Source organism: Nocardioides sp. CPCC 206347 (genome assembly GCF_048654605.1).
GTDB lineage: Bacteria > Actinomycetota > Actinomycetes > Propionibacteriales > Nocardioidaceae > Nocardioides.
Map to the genome: position 1 here is coordinate 428702 of NZ_JBMCYZ010000002.1, position 18360 is coordinate 447061.

Genomic DNA, 18360 nt, shown 5'->3' on the forward strand with positions numbered 1-18360 from the left:
CGGTTGCTGCGCAACCTCCTCGACCTCCGGGCTGTCGGTGCGGGGCCGTAGGCTGGCGCCCATCACCCCCTGTCGATCCTGACCGGGGGCGCTTGTGTTGCCTTCCACGAAAGCGTGCCCCCATGCGTCTCGCCGGCCTCGCCGACGCCGTCCTTGCCGACCCGCCCCTCGCCTCGGCCCTCGCCGAGGCTGCTGGCGCGAGCTCACCCACCGGTGAGCTCACCGGTCCGGAGGCCCTGCGGCCGTTCCTGGCCGCGGGACTGGCGCGTGCCGGACGGCCGCTCCTCGTGGTCACCGCCACCACCCGCGAGGCGGAGCAGCTCGTCGCCGAGCTGGGTGACCTGCTCGACCCGACCGGCGTCGCCTACTACCCGAGCTGGGAGACCCTCCCGCACGAGCGCCTGAGCCCGCGCAGCGACACCGTCGGTCGCCGGCTCGCGGTGCTGCGCCGGCTCTGCCACCCGGGCACGGATGCGGCGACCGGCCCGGTCAACGTGATCGTCGCGCCCGTGCGTTCGATGCTCCAGCCGCAGGTCAAGGGCCTCGGCGACCTGACGCCGGTGGAGCTCGCGGTGGGGGGCACCGCCGACCTCGACGAGGTCGTGGCCGGCCTGATCGGCGCTGCGTACTCCCGGGTCGACCTGGTCGAGAAGCGCGGCGAGTTCGCCGTGCGTGGCGGCATCGTCGACGTCTTCCCGCCCACCGAGGAGCACCCGCTGCGCGTGGAGTTCTGGGGCGAGGAGGTCGAGGAGATCCGCTCCTTCGCGGTCGCCGACCAGCGCACCATTGCCGCGGTCGAGCGGCTCTGGGCCCCGCCGTGTCGCGAGCTGCTGCTCACCGACGACGTCCGTGCCCGCGCCGTCGAGCTCGGCCGCAAGCACCCGCAGCTGCTCGAGATCACCGACAAGATCGCGCAGGGCATGGCGGTCGAGGGCATGGAGGCCCTGATCCCCGTGCTCGTCGACGAGCTCGAGCTGCTGGTCGACCTGCTGCCCGCCAACACCCAGGTCCTCGTGCTCGACCCCGAGCGTGCCCGCGCCCGGGCGCACGACCTGGTGGCCACCAGCGAGGAGTTCCTCGCGGCCTCGTGGGCGACTGCCGCCGTCGGCGGCCAGGCGCCGATCGACCTGCAGGCGGCGTCGTACCAGTCGCTGGGTGACGTGCGCAGTCACGCGCGGGGACTCGGCCAGAGCTGGTGGACGTTCAGCCCGTTCGGGCTCGACGGTGACGCTGACGCCGATGCGCCCGACCAGGCACTGGGCGCGCAGGCCGCGCCGTCGTACCGCGGCGACGTGGAGAAGGCGTTCGTCGACATCGCCCGCTGGCACGCCGACGGCCAGGCCGTCGTCGTCGTCCACGCCGGGCACGGCCCCGCCCACCGGATGGTCGAGGCACTGGGGGAGCGCGACGTCCCGGCCCGCTTCGTCGAGGACATCGACGCCGGGGACCCGCTCGACGCCGCCGTCGTGACCGTCACCTGTGGTGCGCTCGGCCACGGCCTCGTCGACGACGGACGTCGGCTGGTCGTCCTCACCGGTGAGGACATCGTCGGCAGCAAGGCGTCCATGCGCGACAAGGGCGCCATGCCGGTGCGCCGCAAGAAGCAGATCGATCCGCTCGAGCTGAAGGCCGGCGACTACGTCGTCCACGAGCAGCACGGCGTCGGACGCTTCGTCGAGATGAAGCAGCGTGAGGTGCACGGGGCGGTCCGTGAGTACCTGCTGCTCGAGTACGGGCCCTCGAAGCGCGGCGGCCCGCCGGACCGGCTCTACGTCCCCGCCGACACCCTCGACCAGATCACCCGGTACGTCGGTGGCGAGCAGCCCAGCCTCGACCGGCTCGGTGGCGGCGACTGGACCAAGCGGAAGAACCGCGCACGCAAGGCGGTCCGCGAGATCGCCGCGGAGCTGATCAAGCTGTACGCCGCCCGGCAGGCCACCAAGGGCCACGCCTTCGGACCGGACACCCCGTGGCAGCGCGAGCTCGAGGACGCCTTCCCGTTCCACGAGACGCCGGACCAGCTGACCACCGTCGACGAGGTCAAGGGCGACATGGAGCGGACGGTGCCGATGGACCGGCTGGTCTGCGGCGACGTCGGCTACGGCAAGACCGAGATCGCCGTACGGGCTGCGTTCAAGGCGGTGCAGGACGGCAAGCAGGTCGCCGTCCTCGTGCCGACGACGCTGCTCGTCAGCCAGCACCTCGCGACGTTCAGCGAGCGGATGAGCGGCTTCCCGATCAACCTCAAGCCGTTGAGCCGGTTCCAGACCGACAAGGAAGCGGCGGCCGTGATGGCCGGCCTGACCGACGGCACCGTCGACGTCGTGGTCGGCACCCACCGCCTGTTCAACGCGGACATCCGGTTCAAGGACCTCGGCCTGATCATCGTCGACGAGGAGCAGCGCTTCGGTGTCGAGCACAAGGAAGCGATGAAGCGGCTGCGCACCTCGGTCGACGTGCTGTCGATGAGCGCGACGCCGATCCCGCGCACGCTCGAGATGGCGATCACCGGCATCCGCGAGATGTCGACGATCACCACGCCGCCCGAGGAACGCCACCCGGTGCTGACGTACGTCGGCGGCTACGAGGACCGCCAGGTCGTCGCCGCCGTTCGTCGCGAGCTGTTGCGCGACGGCCAGGTCTTCTACATCCACAACCGGGTGAACTCGATCGAGAAGGCCGCCGCCAAGCTGCGCGAGCTCATCCCCGATGCGCGGGTCGCCACCGCCCACGGCCAGATGGGCGAGCACCAGCTCGAGCAGGTGATGCTCGACTTCTGGGAGAAGCGCTTCGACGTCCTGGTCTGTACGACGATCGTCGAGTCGGGTCTCGACGTCTCCAACGCCAACACGATGATCATCGAGCGCGCCGACACGCTCGGCCTGAGCCAGCTCCACCAGCTGCGTGGCCGGGTGGGTCGCTCCCGGGAGCGTGCCTACGCGTACTTCCTCTACCCGACCGAGAAGCCGCTCACCGAGACCGCGCATGAGCGGCTCGCCACCCTGGCGCAGCACTCCGACCTCGGTGGCGGCATGGCGATCGCGATGAAGGACCTCGAGATCCGTGGTGCGGGCAACCTGCTCGGCGGCGAGCAGTCCGGCCACATCGCCGACGTCGGCTTCGACCTCTACGTCCGGCTGGTCGGCGAGGCGGTGCGCGACTTCCGCGACGACGGCGGCGCTCCCGAGGTGCTGGAGGAGGTGCGCATCGAGCTGCCGGTCGAGGCCCACCTGCCGCACGACTACATCCCCAGCGAGCGGTTGCGGCTGGAGATGTACAAGCGCCTGGCCGAGGTCCGCACCGACGCCGACGTGGACGAGATCATCGCCGAGCTCGACGACCGGTACGGCGAGCCGCCGGAGCAGGTCTCGGCGTTGCTGCTGGTGGCCCGGTTCCGCGCGCGGGTGCGCGCTGCCGGCATCCGCGAGATCTCGACGGTCGGCAAGAACGTGCGGTTCGCGCCCGTCGTGCTCCCGGAGTCACGGACGATCAGGCTGAACCGGATGTTCCCGAAGTCGATCGTCAAGAGCCAGCTGGAGACGATCCTCGTGCCACGCCCCGGCACTCCCGGGCAGACGGGGCGCCCGCTCGAGGGGATCGCCCTGCTTGAATGGGCTCGACTGGTCATCGACTCGGTCATCGATCCCAAGGAGTAAGCGTGCGTCCTCCCAGCCCAGTGACCTTCCGGACGGCTGCTGCCCTCGCGGCGGTGGCGTTGATGGCGGCCGGCTGTGGCCTGACCGACGACGGTGCCCGGCCGGGCGTGGCCGCCGAGGTGGATGGCCAGACCCTCGAGCTGAGCCAGGTCGACCAGGCCGTCGAGGACTACTGCGACCTGCTCGCCAGCAACGAGCAGTTCTCCGCCGTCCCGACGGCGCTGGTGCGCGGTCAGTTCGCCCAGGGCTGGACGCGCGCGGTCGCCATCGACTCGCTCGCCACGGAGATGGGCCTGTCGCTGCCGCCCGAGGCGATCGACCGCTCGACGGTCGAAGGACTGTGGATGGAGCTGGGCGAGGTCGACGACGACAACTACGACTCGTTCGAATGGCTGACCTGGGTGCAGCTGCGGTTGTCGACGACCGCCGAGAAGGTCGGAGCCGCGACCGTGCTCAAGGAGACGGGCCAGTCCGTGTCCGGCGAGCAGGCCATCAACGTCGGCGTCTCGATCGCCGACGACTGGCTGGCGGAGCACGAGCCGGAGCTGAACCCCGTGTTCGGCGAGTACAACCCCGAGACCGGCTACTTCGACGGCGACGCGCTCTCGATCCCGGTCAGCCAGGAAGCCGGCTCGGTGGTCGACACCAGCAAGCTGACGGCCGAACAGGTCAACGCGCTTCCGGCCGACCAGCGCTGCGGACCTGAAACGCCGCCGGCGCCCGCGGTGCCGGGAGCCTGACCGTGTCGGCCGGCCCGGACTCCTCCTCGGCCGTTGCCGAGTTCGTGGCCGTGATGCGCCGGTTGCGGGCCGAATGCCCGTGGAAGCAGGAGCAGACCCACCGCTCGCTGGTCCGCTACCTCCTCGAGGAGACCTACGAGACCGTCGACGCGATCGACGCCGGTGAGGTGTCGGGGGACTGGTCGCACCTGGCCGAGGAGCTCGGCGACGTGCTGCTGCAGGTGGTCTTCCATGCCGTGATCGCGGAGGAGCGTGGCGACTTCGACCTGGCCGACGTCGCCGAGGGCATCACCGCCAAGATGCGGCGGCGCAACCCGCACGTGTTCGCTCCGCGGGCGGACGACCAGGCCCTGGACGCTGAGGCAGTCAATGAGGTGTGGCAGCAGGTCAAGGCGACCGAGCGTGCGAAGGCCGCCGTGGCCGAGGGGCTGCCGTCCGCCCTCCCCGCGTTGTTGTACGCCGACAAGGTGCTCGAGCGACTGGCCCGCGAGGGTGAACCGGCCGATGTCGATCCGGCCGCCGAGGACATCGGAGAACGCCTGCTGGCGCTGGTGGCCGAGTCGCGTGCCGCGGGTGTCGATCCCGAGCAGGCGCTGCGGGACGTCGTACGCAAGCGGTTGTAGGTGCTCCTCAGCGGAGCCCCGTGGCCGCCCACGCGCTGGCCCGGACGGTGAACGGGCCCTCGCCGAGCTCCGCGCGAAGCATCTCCACCAGCAGCGCCCGCCCGTCATCGTCCAGGTTCGCGACGTGCTGGCCCGCCGGTCCGACGCCGAGGGTGAAGGGCTCCCACCACTCGTCGAACGTCGCGAACGAGACCTCGACGTCCAGTGACGTCTCGACGACCTCGTGGAGTGAGGCGCCGTCGAGCAGGGCGGCGAGCTGTCCCGACGCAGTGCCGGGCAGGTCGCCCTCGTCAGCCGTCGTCGGGTCGGCGCGCTTCGCGACCTCCCAGAACGACGTCAGGGGACCGGTGCCGCCGGCGTGGTCCCAGACGCAGGCGCTGACCCGGCCGCCGGGTCGGGTGACCCGTGCCATCTCCGCTATCCCGGCCGCGGGGTCACGCATGAAGTGGACGACCAGCTGGGCGAGGACCGCGTCGAAGGTGGCGTCGGCGAAGGGCAACGCCTCGGCCTTCGCCAGCCGGACGTCGGCCCCGACGACGGTTGCCGCGGTCGCCTCGACGAAGGTCTCCACGGGGTCGACGGCCGCGACGTTGGTCGCGCCGTGGCGACGCGCCAGCTCGGTGGTGAGCATGCCCGGCCCGCACCCGACGTCCAGGACGCTTCCGGTGGGGGCGACACCTGCCAGGCCCAGGTCGGCGAAGGGTGGGCCCAAGGGGCTGGAGAACCTGCCCATGAACCGGGCGTAGGCGGTGGCGGAGACCGCGAAGAGGGCCATCCGTCGATGATCGGACGATCGGCGGTGGGTGTCCACCGGTCATGCCCTGCGCAGGTTGATTGATATCAATCAACCTGGCGGGGAGGGTCCGATAGCGTCCGCCCGTGAGCAACGGATGGTTGGTCGGGCGAGGGATCGCCGACGTGACGGGCGAGCCCTGGGGCGTCGCGATGATGGGCTACGGAATGCCCGACCAGCGCAGCAACGGGATCCTGTCGCGGCAGTACGCCCGCGCCTTCGTGCTCGATGACGGCACCCGGCGGGTGGCCTTCGTGGTCGCCGACATCGGGATGTTCTTCCAGGCCGGGGTCGCTGCCGTCCATGAGCGACTGCGCGAGCGGTTCGGAGACACCTACGGCCCGGGCAATGTCGTCCTCACCGCCACGCACACGCACTGCGGACCCGGCGGCCACGGGCACGACCTGCTCTACAACATCACCACCGTCGGCCACCACGGCCGCACCTTCCAGCGCCTGGTGGACGGCGTCGTGGAGGCGATCGAGCGTGCGGACGCCGACGTCGCACCCACGACCGCCGTCCTGACCCGCGGCACACTCACCGACGCGAGCGCCAACCGTGCCCAGGCTGCGTTCGACCGCGACCCGGTCGACGAGCGAGCGCTGTTCCCCGACGGGATCGACCCGGCCACCACGTTGCTGCGCTTCGAACGCGACGGCGGCCTCGTCGGAGCCGTCCACTGGTTCGCTGTGCACAACACGTCGATGACCAACCGCAACTGCCTGATCAGCGCCGACAACAAGGGGTGGGCGGCGTATGCGTGGGAGCAGTCCGGCGCGGATCCGCAGGGTGTCGCGCCCGAGCTGGTCACTGCGTTCGCGCAGACCAACGCCGGTGACCTCTCCCCGAACCTCGACCTGCTCCCGGGCAAGGGACCGACCGACGACGAGCGCGAGAACACCGCGATCATCGGCGGTCGGCAGCTGGCGGCTGCCCAGGCGCTCGCGGCGGTCGATGGTGAGGAACTCGCGCCGTCCATCGACGTGCGCCACCGGTACCTCCGGTTGGCCGGGGTGCCGACCTCGACGGGCCGCACCGGCCGCGCGATCCTGGGCGCCAGCTTCGCCGCCGGCAAGCTCACGGACGGTCCGGGATCGCCGCTGTTCGACGAGGGCAAGCGGAACCCGGTGCCCGAGCGGATCACCAGCTGGGTCTACCGGCTCCGACCGGAGGTGGCGCGTGCACAGGCGCCGAAGGATCTCTTCCTCCCGATCGGCCAGCTGCGCTGGGCACAGGAGACCTACCTCCTCCAGCTGATGCGCTGGGGCCAGCTGTACCTGGTCTGCCTGCCGATGGAGGTGACCGTGGTGGCGGGGCTCCGGATCCGTCGTGCCGTGGCCGCCGAGCTCGGCGTCGACGTCGATGCGGTGCTGCTGCAGGGCTATGCCAACGGCTACGGGCACTACGTCACCACCCCCGAGGAGTACGACGAACAGCTGTACGAGGGCGGTGCAACCGTCTTCGGCCGCCACGAGCTCGAGGCGTTGCGAGAGGCCTTCGTCGACCTGGCCCGTGCCCTGCGCGATGGTGTCGCCGTCGATCCGGGCACCCCGCCCCGACCACACAGGTTGCGGCTGGCCAGCCCCGTCGGGTCACCGCGCATCGCGCGCCCGGGTCCGGTGGCGGTGCGGTCAGCGCCGACGACCGCGCGCAGTGGCGAGACCATCACGGCGTCGTACGACGCGGACCACCCGAACGCCGTGCTGCGGCCGACGTACCTGAGGGTGGAACGCCAGACAGCGAGCGGCTGGGAGCAGGTGGCCGACGACGCGTCGACCACGACCACGATCACCTGGCACCGCGACCGGCGGCTGCGCTTCCGTGCGGACATCACCTGGGTTGCTGGGGAGCCGGGTGCCTACCGGATCACCTACGTCGGCCGCACCGAGGCGACGACCCCGCCGATCACCGTGTCCTGACGGTCATTCGGGCAGTTCGTCGCGGAGCAGGGTGACCCGCTCCATCTCCTCGCCGCCGTCGCAGGTGAACAGCCCGACGGTGACCTGGCCGCCGTTCTCGGCGAGCACGTCCCAGTGACCGCCGGAGGCGATCCAGCGGTCGAGGGCATCGCGCGCCTCGGTCACGGACCCGTCCGCACCGTGACGCAGCATCGCTCCGGATCCGGTTCGAGGTGCGCCACGGCCCCCGCACAGCCCAGGCCGTCCGCAACACCCTGGACGAACGACTGGTTCAGCCCGCACACGACTTCGGTGTGCTTCTGGGCGAGCGCATCGAACGGACAGTTCGCGAGTACGACGGCCGCCGGCTCGAGCGTCGGCTCGTACCCCTGGGTCGCCAGCACCTCGGCAAGGTCCCCGAGGGCGGGAGAGCTCGGCATGCCCACAGCCTGGCCGGCCACGGCCCGTCCCTCGTCCTGGGCGCACGCGGTCAATGCGGTGTCGAGGTCCTCGCCCCCCGCCGCGCGTCCGACCGCGGCCGCGAGGATGTCGCCGACCAGGTCGTAGCGTCGCGGCGGCAGCGACACTGAGAACTCCTGTCGGGAGCGACGGTAGAGCTTGCTCGGCCGACCGGCACCCGGGCCGGACCGGCCGGTGAGCCGGCGGAACTCGACCTCGAGCAAGCCTTCGGTCGCGAGTCGATCGAGGTGGAAGCTCACCGTGTGCTTGGCCAGCCCGACGGCGTCGGCCGCCTCGTCGCGCCCGACCGCGTCCGACTGCCCGGCGACGTACTCGTAGAGGGCGCGTCGGGTGTCGTCGGCGAGCGCGCCGATCGCGGTTGCACCGGAGGTGAGGTCCACGTGCGCAGTCTAAAACAGAAATGACTTGACACAAGAGCATGGAGGGAGTCTAAATGGGAAAACAATCTACTTTAGAAGGAGTGACGCCATGACCACCACCCACGACTCAACCCACCCCACGGCCACGCGACCCGCGTTGGTCGGTGCCGAAGGGGCGTTCCTGCTGCTGCGTTCGGTCTTCACGATCGCGCCGATCGCGTTCGGCCTCGACAAGTTCGCCGAGGTCCTCACCGAGTGGGACCAGTACCTTGCGCCCTGGGTCAACGACCTCGTGCCCGGCTCCGCCCATCAGGCGATGCTCGCCGTCGGCGTCATCGAGATCGTCGCCGGCGTCGTCGTCGCCGTGGCACCGAAGTTCGGTGGACCCCTCGTCGCGGTCTGGCTCGCCGGGATCATCCTCAACCTGGTCACGATGGGCGAGTTCTACGACGTCGCACTCCGTGACTTCGGCCTGCTCGCCGGTGCTGCTGCCCTCACGCTGCTGGCCTGGGGTCGTTCGCGCGACTGAACGCTCCTGGATGATGCCTAGGGCCGGGGCCAACTCGCATAGAGCGAGCAGATCGCCGAGCTGTCGGCCGGGTAGGTGTGCGGCGGCTCGGCGGTTCGGGGCGGTATCGGGTTCATGATGGCCAGCGGCGCCGGCCCGAAGTGGCCCAGGCCCAGCGAGTGGCCCATCTCGTGCAGGGCGATCGTCTCGACGTCGAACTCCGGACCCTCGAGGGGAGGGTCGATGGCCCAGGGCCGCGTGGGGAACGGGCCGTCGGGGTCGCCGAGCGCATCGTTGAAGTAGACCTCGTTGAGGGCCGTGTCGAGGTACCGGTCGCCGTTGACGTCGGTCGGCGTGAGGGTCACCGGGTCGAAGAAGATGTAGGTCTCCGAGAACGCAAGGATCCGGCCCTCGGCGCTCGGCGCCCAGGTGATGAACAGCTCGATCGGGTACCAGCCGGCGAAGGTGATGTCGGCCAGGAACGGATTGCCCTCCTCGTACTCGAGAGGAAGGATCTCGCTGTCGATGACGTCCGGATCGGCGCCGGTGTCCACCCGCTTCACCAGGGGCGCTTCGGCGAGGCAGTCCTCCGCCGCCCACGTCCGTGCCACCCGGTCGATGGCCGCCTCGGTCTGGGCGTTGGTCAGGCCGCTCGAGGTGGCACCGTCGCTCTGGTCGACGAGATAGGTGAGACGGTTGCCGTCCGCCTGCCGTCGTACGTCGCCGGGGACCCACCGTTGGCCGTAGTACCGCTTGAACCGGTTGCTGACGCGGAACAGGCCGTTCCCGAGCAGGAACGCCTCCGCCGAGTGCAGCCGGATCGACGCACCCCGCGCTTCGAGCCCCTCATTCACCGAAGCGATGTGTGCGTCGATCGCGGCTGCCAGCTCGGCGTCCGCAGACGGAGGCTTGGCACGGCCGGAGTCGCCGGCCACGGACGGTGGCGCCGCGAGGGCGGCACCGAGGACGAGTGCAGCGGCCACCATGGACCCTGCGCGGCGGCGATGTGAAGGTGCCATGTCGGACCCCTCGGCGCTGGACGGGTTTCCCGCGTTGCGCCGAGCTCGCAACCCATCGATCGTATGCCTGCTCGGTGGGGAGTGGAAGGCCAGCGCGAGGCCCGTTCTCCACAGGGCGGGATGGACGGCCCTACCCACCGGGCAGCGGCGTGCCTTACCGTTCAGCCAGCCACGCCATCTCATCTCGGGGAGCCGCCATGGCCCTGCTTCAGCCACCGGTCGTGTCGGCACCTGCGTCCGACGACGTGGTCGCACGCCTCGACGAGGAGCTGCGTGCCGTCGTGCGACGCGACGGGATCGATCCGCAGCGCGAGATCGCCGCCGTACGACGCCACGCCACCGACCTCGTGCGCGTCCATGACGAGCGCAGCCTCACGGGCGTCGTGGCGCCGGTGGCGCATCCCGAGGCACTCGTCGCGGAGCTGGTGGCGCGGGTCGCCGGCTTCGGGCCGCTGCAGCCACTCCTCGACGACCCGACCGTCGAGGAGGTCTGGATCAACAGCCCGGACCGGGTCTTCGTCGCGCGCCACGGACGACACGAGCTGACCAACCTCGTCCTCACCGAGGCGCAGGTGACCGAGCTGGTCGAGCGGATGCTGAAGTCGACCGGGCGCCGGATCGACCTCAGCCGCCCGTTCGTCGACGCGATGCTGCCCGCCGGGCACCGACTGCACGTCGTCCTCCAGGGAATCTCGCGCGGCTTCTCTGCTGTCAACATCCGCAAGTTCGTGGTGCGGGCCAGCCGTCTCTCCGACCTCGTCGAGCTCGGCACCCTGACGCCCGCGTCGGCGCAGTTCCTCGAGGCGTCCGTCCGGGCGGGGCTGAACATCCTCGTCGTCGGCGGGACGCAGGCCGGCAAGACCACGATGCTCAACTGCCTGGCCGCAGCGATCCCCGGCGGGGAGCGGGTGATCTCGGCCGAGGAGGTGTTCGAGATCCGCTTCCCGCATCCCGACTGGGTGGCGATGCAGACCCGCCAGGAGGGCCTCGAGGGCACGGGCGAGATCCGGTTGCGTGAGCTCGTCAAGGAGTCCCTCCGGATGCGGCCCAGTCGGCTGATCGTGGGCGAGGTGCGGGCCGAGGAGTGCCTCGACCTGCTGCTCGCGCTCAACGCGGGGTTGCCCGGGATGTGCACCCTGCACGCCAACAGCGCGCGCGAGGCACTGACCAAGGCATGCACGCTGCCGCTGCTGGCCGGAGAGAACATCTCGGCACGCTTCGTCGTACCGACGGTGGCAGCATCCATCGACCTCGTCGTGCACCTCGCGCTCGACCCGCGCGGCGCTCGTCAGGTGCGGGAGATCGTCGCCGTACCGGGGCGGATGGAGGGCGACGTCATCGAGACGGAGTCGGTCTTCGAGTGGCGCGATGGCCAGCTGCGGCGCGGGATCGGGCTGCCGCCACGACTCGACCAGTTCGAACGTGTCGGCATCGACATCGCCAGGCTCCTCCACGAGGCCGGGTGATCCGGGGTGGGTGCGCTGGTCGGGTTCGGCTTCGGGCTCGGATGCCTGCTGGTCTGGGCTGCCTTCCGGCCCCGGGAGACTCGTCCCGCGCCGGCCGGTGGATCGAGCCGGATCGAGCAACGGCTCGCGGAGGCCGGCCTGCGTGAAGTCGCACCGCGCTCACTGATCGCGCTGTGCCTGGGCTCCGCCGTCGTGGGTGCCGTCGTCGTCCTCGTGATCACGCGAACGGGACCGATCGCCGTGGTCTTCGGTGCGCTCGCGGGCTACCTGCCGATGGCGATCGTCGCGGGCCGCGCCCGGCGACGCCAGCGTGAGTTCGCCGAGGTCTGGCCCGAGGCCGTGGACGACCTGGCTTCCGCCGTACGGGCAGGGATGTCGTTGCCCGATGCGGTGGCCGCGCTCGCCGTCCGCGGGCCGGAGCCGTTGCGTGCGGCCTTCCACGCGTTTGCCCTGGACTACCAGGTGTCCGGCCGGTTCGGTGACTGCCTCGACCGCCTCAAGGAGCGGTTGGCGGACCCGGTCGGCGATCGCGTCGTCGAAGGGTTGCGCATCGCCCGCGAGGTCGGCGGCGGTGAGCTCGGGCGACTGTTGCGCAGCCTGTCCGGGTTCCTCCGCGACGACCTGCGCACCCGTTCCGAGCTCGAGGCCCGCCAGGCGTGGGCCGTCAACGGTGCGCGGGTCGCGGTCGCGGCACCGTGGGTGGTGCTGCTGGTGATGTCCACCCAGCGCACCGTGATCGAGCGCTACCAGTCCGCAGCCGGCGCCGTCGTCCTCGCGGTGGGGGCGTGCCTGTGCGTGATCGCGTACCGGCTGATGATGCGGATGGGTCGCCTCCCCACCGAACGGCGGATCCTTCAATGAGCGCGGCGGCGGTGTGGGGCGGTCTCCTCGGCCTCGGTACGACGACTGGCCTGGCCCTCGTGGTGGGCCGGGTCGTTGCAATGCGGCGGCCGCGGCTGGAGAGCCGGGTGCTGCCCTACGTGCGGGACCTGGCGTCGGCCGACCGACCGGTCGCACCGGTCGAGCCGAGCAACGCCGTGGCCGCGGTCTTCGGCCCGTTGCTGCGCCGGGCGGCCGAGACGATCGAACGCGTCGTCGGCGGGACGCCCTCCGTCCGCCGACGCTTGTCGCGCGCCGGGCTGGACCTCAGCGTGCACGACTTCCGGGTCCAGCAGGTGCTGTGGGGGCTGGCCGGCTTCGGCATCGCGGCCGTGTACGGCGTCCTGCGCACCTGGACGCGTCCGACGAACCCCCTGCCGCTGCTGTTGTTGTGCATCGGCGCCTTCGTCATCGGCGTGCTCCTGCGCGACAACCGGTTGAGCTCCCAGGTCAAGCAGAGGGAAGCCGCGATGGTCGCGGAGTTCCCCACGATCGCCGAGCTGCTCGCCCTCGCCGTGGCTGCCGGTGAAGGACCCGTGGCTGCGCTCGCTCGCGTTGTACGACGAAGTGGTGGTGAGCTCTCGCGAGAGCTCGGCGACGTGCTGGCCCACATCCGCACCGGCGAGCCGGTCGCCGACGCCTTCGATCGCCTCGCCGGGACGACGGGCGTGAGTGTCGTGGCGCGCTTCGCGCACGGCATCGCGGTGGCTGTCGAGCGCGGCACCCCTCTGGCCGACGTGCTCCATGCGCAGGCGGCCGACGTACGTGAGGCCGGTCGGCGCGCACTGATCGAACAGGCCTCCCGCAAGGAGATCTTCATGATGGTGCCGGTCGTGTTCCTCGTGCTGCCGGTGACCGTCCTGTTCGCGTTCTGGCCCGGCTTCATCGGCCTGTCCCTGACCTATTGATCACCCTGATCCACGCTGCACTCTCGGAAGGAACCACCGTGCACACCTCCACCCTCCTCAGCCTCCTGCGCCGCCGCTGGCACCAGCGCGACGAACGCGGCGACGTACCCGGCTGGGTCCTCGTCACGGTGATGACGATCTCGATCGGCGTCGCGCTGTGGAGCCTGGCCCAGCCGCAACTGGTGGGCATCCTCCAGTCGGCGCTCAACTCCGTGAAGTGAGCACGCCCAGGCGGCGGTGCCGCGACCAGCGAGGCTCGGCGCTGGTCGACTTCACCCTCGTCACGGTGGTCCTGTTGCCGATCGTGGTCGGGTTGATCCAGGTCGCCCTGGTGCTGCACGTCCGGGCGACGCTCGCGGCCGCGGCGTCCGAAGGTGCCCGGCTGGCGGCCACGGCCGACCGTGGCCCGGGCGACGGCGTCGAGCTGACCCGCGCCCAGATCGACGACGCGCTGGCCGGTTCCTTCGCAAAGGACGTCGAGGTGCGCCAGGTGTTGGTCGACGGTGCACCGGGCGTCGAGATCACGGTCCACGCGAAGGTCCCGGCGCTCGGCCTCGGCGGCCCGGCGGTGGAGTTCTCGGTGTCCGGCCGCGCGGTCGAGGAGAGCCCGCGATGAGGCGGCGTTGGGCCAGCTGTTGGGACAGGTGTCGGGCCAGCAGGCGGCTCGACCAGCGGGGGAGCGGTCTGGTCGAGATGGTGTGGATGAGCATCATCCTGCTGCTCCCGCTGCTCTGGATCGTGCTGTCGGTGTTCGAGGTCCAGCGCGGATCCTTCGGCGTGAGCGGTGCGGCCCGGGCCGCCGCACGTGCCTACGCGTTGGCACCCAATGACGTCGCTGGCGAGAAGCGGGCGGCCGCGGTCGCGCGGCAGGCCCTGGCCGACCAGGGTCTGCATGACGTCCCGGTCAGCGTGTCGGTGACCTGTTCGCCGTACCCGAGGAACTGCCACAGCGGCACCTCGGTGATCACCGTGCGGATCGAGTCCGCGGTGACCCTGCCGCTGCTGCCCGACGTCCTCGGCAGCGGCGCACCGACCTTCCGGCTGAGCGCGGACCACACCGTGCCGATCGGGCAGTACCAGGAGATCCAGGAGCAGGGCCGTTGACCCGTACCCGTGACCAGCGCGGCAGCTCGACCCCGCTGATCCTCGCCTTCACCGCGATCATCCTGTTGCTGGTGGCGGTCGTGGTGGACGCGAGCGCCGCCTACCTCGCCCGCCAGCGCCTCGATGCCCTCGCCGACGGCGCCGCTCTGCAGGGCGCCGACCAGGGCGCCCAGGGCTCCGATGCGTACGACGACGGGCTGGCCGCCGGCGACCTGACCATCGCGCGCCGGGAAGCCGAGCAGGCGGTGCGGGCGTACCTGCGCGACGTCGGCGCTGCGGCTGACCACCCCGGCATCCGCGCGGTGGTGCGGGTCCAGGACGACCGCATCGTCGTCGAGCTCGAGGCGCCGATCGACCTGCCGCTGAGCCTCCCCGGCGGACCGGAGAACCCGACGATCCGGTCCACCGGCTCCGCGGTCGTCGATCCGGAGGAATGAGACCCCGGGACGTCTGGCCGGGTCGCCAGCGGAAACAACGAACAGCGGGCTCGGGGTCGATGACCCCGCGCCCGCTGTTCGCCTGTGGGGGTCAGTTGCCCGCGTAGGCCCCGTGGTCGTACGACGGCAGGTAGCTGTCGTTGCCGTCGAACCGCACGTCGAACCCGTTGTTGAGGATCAGCTCCGGTCCCTTGAACGGTGCGTCACACCGGGCGTAGCCGTCGTTGTCGGTGACGACCTCGCAGGTGTGCACCACGCCGGGGTAGACCGCCGAGGGCAGTGAGAAGACGACCAGCTGACCGGCGAGGGGCGCCCTGCCGAGCCCGGTCAGGGTCGCCTCCACCCGGGAGTAGTTGTCCATCACCTGCGTCAGCACGGGTTCCGCGACGAGCCTGCTCGCGGCCCGCGCCACCACCTGCGTGTACGAAGGCGACGTGCTCGCCGCACGGCTCCCGTCACCCGAGTAGGTGGCGGTCACCTGGTGGTTCCCGGCAGCCAGGCCCTCGACCTCCAGCGTGGCCCGGAAGCGGTCGTCGACCGGCTCCAGCTCGGCCGTGCCGAGCACGTCGTCACCGGACCGGAAGGTCACGGTGCCGCTTGGTGCGCCCGGCGTGGGCGCCCCGTCGGTGACGAACGCGGTGAAGGTGACCGCGTCGCCGTACTCGGCCGGGTTCACGTCGGACTCCACTCCGGTGACGGTGCCCGCCGGACCGATCGACTGCGAGGTCGTGGCGTTCTGGCCCTCGAAGTTGAAGTTGCCGACGTACTCCGCGCGGATCTGGTGCTGTCCCGGGGCCAGTGTCGACGTCGCGAACGAGGCCGTGCTGGTCCCGGCGCCGCCGGGCACCAGGCTGGTCGCGCCGAGCAGGGTGTTGCCCTTCCAGAACCGGACCACGCCGGTCGGCTTGCCCGTGGCGGGAGCCACGGCCTGCACCGTCGCGGTGAAGGTGACCGTCTGCCCGTGGTCGGCCGCCGCGTCGTCGGACACGAGGCCCATCGACGTGGCGCCCTTGACGATGCCCTGGCCGGTGCCCTGGTCGAGCACGCCGTTGCTGGCGATGAAGCGACCGTCGCCGCTGTAGACCGCCTCGACCCGGTAGCTGCCGGGGGAGAGCGAGCTGAAGGCGTTGCTCAGCGCGACACCGTTCACGAGGGTCACCGGACCGCCGAGGTTGGCGCCGTTGATCGTGAACCGGACGGTGCCCGAGGGCGTTCCGGCACCGGGCGCCACCGGGCTGATGGTCGCCGTGAACCGCACGCTCTCGCCCGACTGCGCGGGGTTGGCCGAGGACGTCAGCAGCGTCGAGGTCTGCGCGCGCTGCACCTTCTGCGCCGTCGACCCGTTGCTGCCCGTGAAGCTGTCATCGCCGTCGTACGTCGCCACCACGGCGTGCTGCCCGACCGACAGCTCGTCGGTCGTGATCGCGGCGACGCCACCGGTGCTGGAGCTCACCGGGGCGGTCCCGAGGACCGTGGACCCGTTGGTGAAGGTGACCGTCCCCGACGGGGATCCGGCGCCCGGAGCCGTGACGGAGACCGTCGCGGTGAAGGTCACCGGCTGGCCGAACACCGAGACCGGAGCCGAGCTCTCCACGACCGTCTTCGTCGCCGCCTTGTTTACCGTGTGCGTCGCGACCGGCGACGTGCTGGTGATGAAGTTCGGGTCGGCGCTGAGGTAGCGGGCTTTGATGTCGTGGCTGCCGCGGGTCAGCGTGCTCGTGCTGATCTCCGCTGCGCCGTCCACCAGGGTGGCGAACGGACCGGCGGCGCCGTCGATCTCGAACTGCACGACGCCTTCCGGGATTCCGACGGCCGGGCTGACGGGGGTGACCGTCGCCCGGATCGTCACCGGCTGGCCCACCACCGACGGGTTCGGCGACGACGAGACCGCAGTCGTGGTGTGGGCCGGCGCGACCTCCTGGTCGAGGCTCGCCGATCCACCGGCGAACCGGGAGTCGCCCTCGTAGTTCGCGGTGATCACGTGGTCACCGGCATCGAGGCCGGTCGCCGGCGACACCGCCGTACCGCCGTTGAGGGCCACCGGGTCACCGATCGGCTCTCCGTCGGCAGCGAACTGCACCAGACCGGTCGGCTCGCCCGCACCGGGCGTCACGACGTCGACGTCAGCGGTGAAGGTGATCGGCTCGCCGGCCACGGCGTCGGCGTTGGAGGTCTCCAACGTGACGGTCGTGTCGGCGCGGTTCACGCCGTGGCTGAGCTCGGCCGAGGTGCTCGTCGCGAAGTCGCCGTTGCCGTTGTACGTCGCCTGCACCACGTGGTTGCCGGGCGTCAGGTTGCTGATGGCCAGCTCGGCCGTGTCGCCGGAGAGCGGTACGGCGGTGCCGTACGGGTCACCGTCGACGTTGAACTGCACGCCACCGCCGGGGTTGCCGACGCCGGGGGCGACGACGTCGACCGTTGCGCTGAAGGTGACGGCTTCACCGGACACCGTGGGGGAGCCGGTGCTGGTCAACACGGTGCTGGTGGGCGCCTTGCCGACGGTGAGGGTCCGGGGTGTCGCCGTGCTGGTGAGCAGGTTGCTGTCCCCGCTGTAGCGGGCACCGATCGTGTGGGTGCCGGTGCTGAGGCTGTCGATCGACGGCGAGGTCGCCGAGCCGCCGGACACGGGAGCCGGGGCACCCAGGTCGTCACCGTCGACGGTGAACTGCACGGTGCCCGTGGGGACGCTGGTGCCGTCGACGATCCCCACCTGGGCGGTGAACGAGACCGCCTCGCCATGGACCGAAGGTGCCGGCTGGACCACGGTCGTCGTCGAGGAGTTCTTCTCCACCGCGAACGGCGTGGAGACGGAGGAACCCTTGTAGAAGGTGGTCTGCGCGAAGGACGCCGTCACCGTCGCGTTGCGCGGCGGGCCGGAGACCGGCAGCGATGCGGTGGCCACACCGTTCGCGTTGGTCGTCGCGTTGACCGACGTGCCATCCGACAGGGAGAACGTGACCGTCCGGTTCGGCAGCACCGAGGACGCCAGGTTCGGGTCGGTCAGCGTGGCCCGTGCGGTGACCGAGGTGTTCTGCGGTCCCTCGGTGTCCCCGGAGTAGGCGATCTGGGTGATGTTGTCGATCGTCACCGCCCGGTTCGTCGTCTTCGTGTTGTTGGAGCAGAAGACGAAGCCCGAACGGTTCCGCTCGATCGCTCGCGCGGTGTAGGCGCCGTTCGCGTAGGAGTGCGAGTCGAACCCGGCGCTCTTGGCGCCGGTGCCGCCCTGCACGCTCTCGAACACCACGCCACCACTGCTGTTGATGAGCTGCAGCGTGGTCTGCGGGCCACTGGCGTTGGCACACAGGGTGCCGTCCGACGCCCCGCTCGCCGAGATGGTGGCGTTGCCGCGGAGGACGGCGTTGTTGGCCGGACCGGTGATGTCGGCCGAGGCCGACGACACCAGCAGGACGGAGAGGCCGATGGTCAGGGAGATGGCCGCGAGGGCCGCGATCAGTCTGCGCACAGCTGAGGTTCCTTTCAACATGGCCGA

At 70.9% G+C, this 18360-nt stretch carries 17 protein-coding genes; 12 read left to right on the plus strand and 5 right to left on the minus strand.

The window, feature by feature from the left end:
* The first annotated feature begins 122 nt into the window (after nt 1–122).
* Genes mfd through ACOACQ_RS08400 form a run of 3 tightly spaced genes read left to right on the plus strand, consistent with a single transcriptional unit; the run spans nt 123 to nt 5019 of the window.
* Nucleotides 123–3656: a transcription-repair coupling factor gene (mfd, locus tag ACOACQ_RS08390; RefSeq protein ID WP_420288045.1), complete on the plus strand. Its 3534-nt coding sequence runs from the start codon at nt 123–125 to the stop codon at nt 3654–3656.
* Nucleotides 3657–3658: 2 nt separating this feature from the next.
* Complete coding sequence (locus ACOACQ_RS08395) at nt 3659–4396, plus strand: hypothetical protein (RefSeq protein ID WP_378607055.1); 738 nt, start codon at nt 3659–3661, stop codon at nt 4394–4396.
* A gap of 2 nt (nt 4397–4398) precedes the next feature.
* Nucleotides 4399–5019 (plus strand): MazG nucleotide pyrophosphohydrolase domain-containing protein, encoded by a 621-nt coding sequence (locus ACOACQ_RS08400; protein WP_420288046.1) that lies wholly within the window; start codon nt 4399–4401, stop codon nt 5017–5019.
* A gap of 7 nt (nt 5020–5026) precedes the next feature.
* Here the strand turns inward: ACOACQ_RS08400 and ACOACQ_RS08405 are convergent, their stop codons facing one another.
* Entirely contained in the window at nt 5027–5794 is a 768-nt protein-coding gene (locus ACOACQ_RS08405) for a class I SAM-dependent methyltransferase (protein WP_420288047.1), read from the minus strand.
* A gap of 104 nt (nt 5795–5898) precedes the next feature.
* Here ACOACQ_RS08405 and ACOACQ_RS08410 point away from each other — a divergent pair, with 104 nt between their 5' ends.
* Nucleotides 5899–7731 (plus strand): neutral/alkaline non-lysosomal ceramidase N-terminal domain-containing protein, encoded by a 1833-nt coding sequence (locus ACOACQ_RS08410; protein WP_420288048.1) that lies wholly within the window; start codon nt 5899–5901, stop codon nt 7729–7731.
* A gap of 3 nt (nt 7732–7734) precedes the next feature.
* Here the strand turns inward: ACOACQ_RS08410 and ACOACQ_RS08415 are convergent, their stop codons facing one another.
* A complete protein-coding gene (locus ACOACQ_RS08415) occupies nt 7735–7896 on the minus strand; it encodes a hypothetical protein (protein ID WP_378607037.1) in 162 nt (53 codons plus the stop codon).
* The gene (locus tag ACOACQ_RS08420) at nt 7893–8570 is read right to left on the minus strand and encodes a helix-turn-helix transcriptional regulator (protein WP_378607034.1); all 678 of its coding nucleotides are present in this window, start codon (nt 8568–8570) and stop codon (nt 7893–7895) included. The genes ACOACQ_RS08415 and ACOACQ_RS08420 overlap by 4 nt, the downstream gene beginning before the upstream one ends.
* An 88-nt stretch (nt 8571–8658) precedes the next feature.
* Here ACOACQ_RS08420 and ACOACQ_RS08425 point away from each other — a divergent pair, with 88 nt between their 5' ends.
* A complete protein-coding gene (locus tag ACOACQ_RS08425; RefSeq protein WP_378607031.1) occupies nt 8659–9078 on the plus strand; it encodes a hypothetical protein in 420 nt (139 codons plus the stop codon).
* A gap of 17 nt (nt 9079–9095) precedes the next feature.
* On the opposite strand, the gene ACOACQ_RS08430 is transcribed toward ACOACQ_RS08425, so the two are convergent.
* Complete coding sequence (locus tag ACOACQ_RS08430) at nt 9096–10076, minus strand: matrixin family metalloprotease (protein ID WP_378607028.1); 981 nt, start codon at nt 10074–10076, stop codon at nt 9096–9098.
* Nucleotides 10077–10273: 197 nt separating this feature from the next.
* On the opposite strand from ACOACQ_RS08430, the gene ACOACQ_RS08435 reads away from it, so the two are divergent.
* The 7 genes from ACOACQ_RS08435 to ACOACQ_RS08465 all read left to right on the plus strand — a co-directional run bounded on the left by ACOACQ_RS08435 (nt 10274) and on the right by ACOACQ_RS08465 (nt 14870).
* The gene (locus ACOACQ_RS08435; RefSeq protein ID WP_378607025.1) at nt 10274–11542 is read left to right on the plus strand and encodes a CpaF family protein; all 1269 of its coding nucleotides are present in this window, start codon (nt 10274–10276) and stop codon (nt 11540–11542) included.
* A gap of 6 nt (nt 11543–11548) precedes the next feature.
* Entirely contained in the window at nt 11549–12403 is an 855-nt protein-coding gene (locus ACOACQ_RS08440; RefSeq protein WP_378607022.1) for a type II secretion system F family protein, read from the plus strand.
* On the plus strand, nt 12400–13329 hold the full coding sequence (locus tag ACOACQ_RS08445) for a type II secretion system F family protein (RefSeq protein WP_420288049.1): 930 nt from the start codon (nt 12400–12402) through the stop codon (nt 13327–13329). The genes ACOACQ_RS08440 and ACOACQ_RS08445 overlap by 4 nt, the downstream gene beginning before the upstream one ends.
* Nucleotides 13330–13367: 38 nt before the next feature.
* Nucleotides 13368–13550: a hypothetical protein gene (locus tag ACOACQ_RS08450; protein WP_420288050.1), complete on the plus strand. Its 183-nt coding sequence runs from the start codon at nt 13368–13370 to the stop codon at nt 13548–13550.
* On the plus strand, nt 13547–13945 hold the full coding sequence (locus ACOACQ_RS08455) for a TadE/TadG family type IV pilus assembly protein (protein WP_420288051.1): 399 nt from the start codon (nt 13547–13549) through the stop codon (nt 13943–13945). The genes ACOACQ_RS08450 and ACOACQ_RS08455 overlap by 4 nt, the downstream gene beginning before the upstream one ends.
* 86 nt (nt 13946–14031) lie before the next feature.
* Complete coding sequence (locus ACOACQ_RS08460) at nt 14032–14433, plus strand: hypothetical protein (RefSeq protein ID WP_378607001.1); 402 nt, start codon at nt 14032–14034, stop codon at nt 14431–14433.
* Nucleotides 14430–14870 carry a pilus assembly protein TadG-related protein gene (locus ACOACQ_RS08465; protein WP_182379844.1) on the plus strand — a complete coding sequence of 147 codons (441 nt, stop codon included), beginning with the start codon at nt 14430–14432 and terminating at the stop codon, nt 14868–14870. The genes ACOACQ_RS08460 and ACOACQ_RS08465 overlap by 4 nt, the downstream gene beginning before the upstream one ends.
* 91 nt (nt 14871–14961) lie before the next feature.
* On the opposite strand, the gene ACOACQ_RS08470 is transcribed toward ACOACQ_RS08465, so the two are convergent.
* Complete coding sequence (locus ACOACQ_RS08470; RefSeq protein ID WP_420288052.1) at nt 14962–18333, minus strand: Ig-like domain repeat protein; 3372 nt, start codon at nt 18331–18333, stop codon at nt 14962–14964.
* Nucleotides 18334–18360 lie beyond the last annotated feature (27 nt).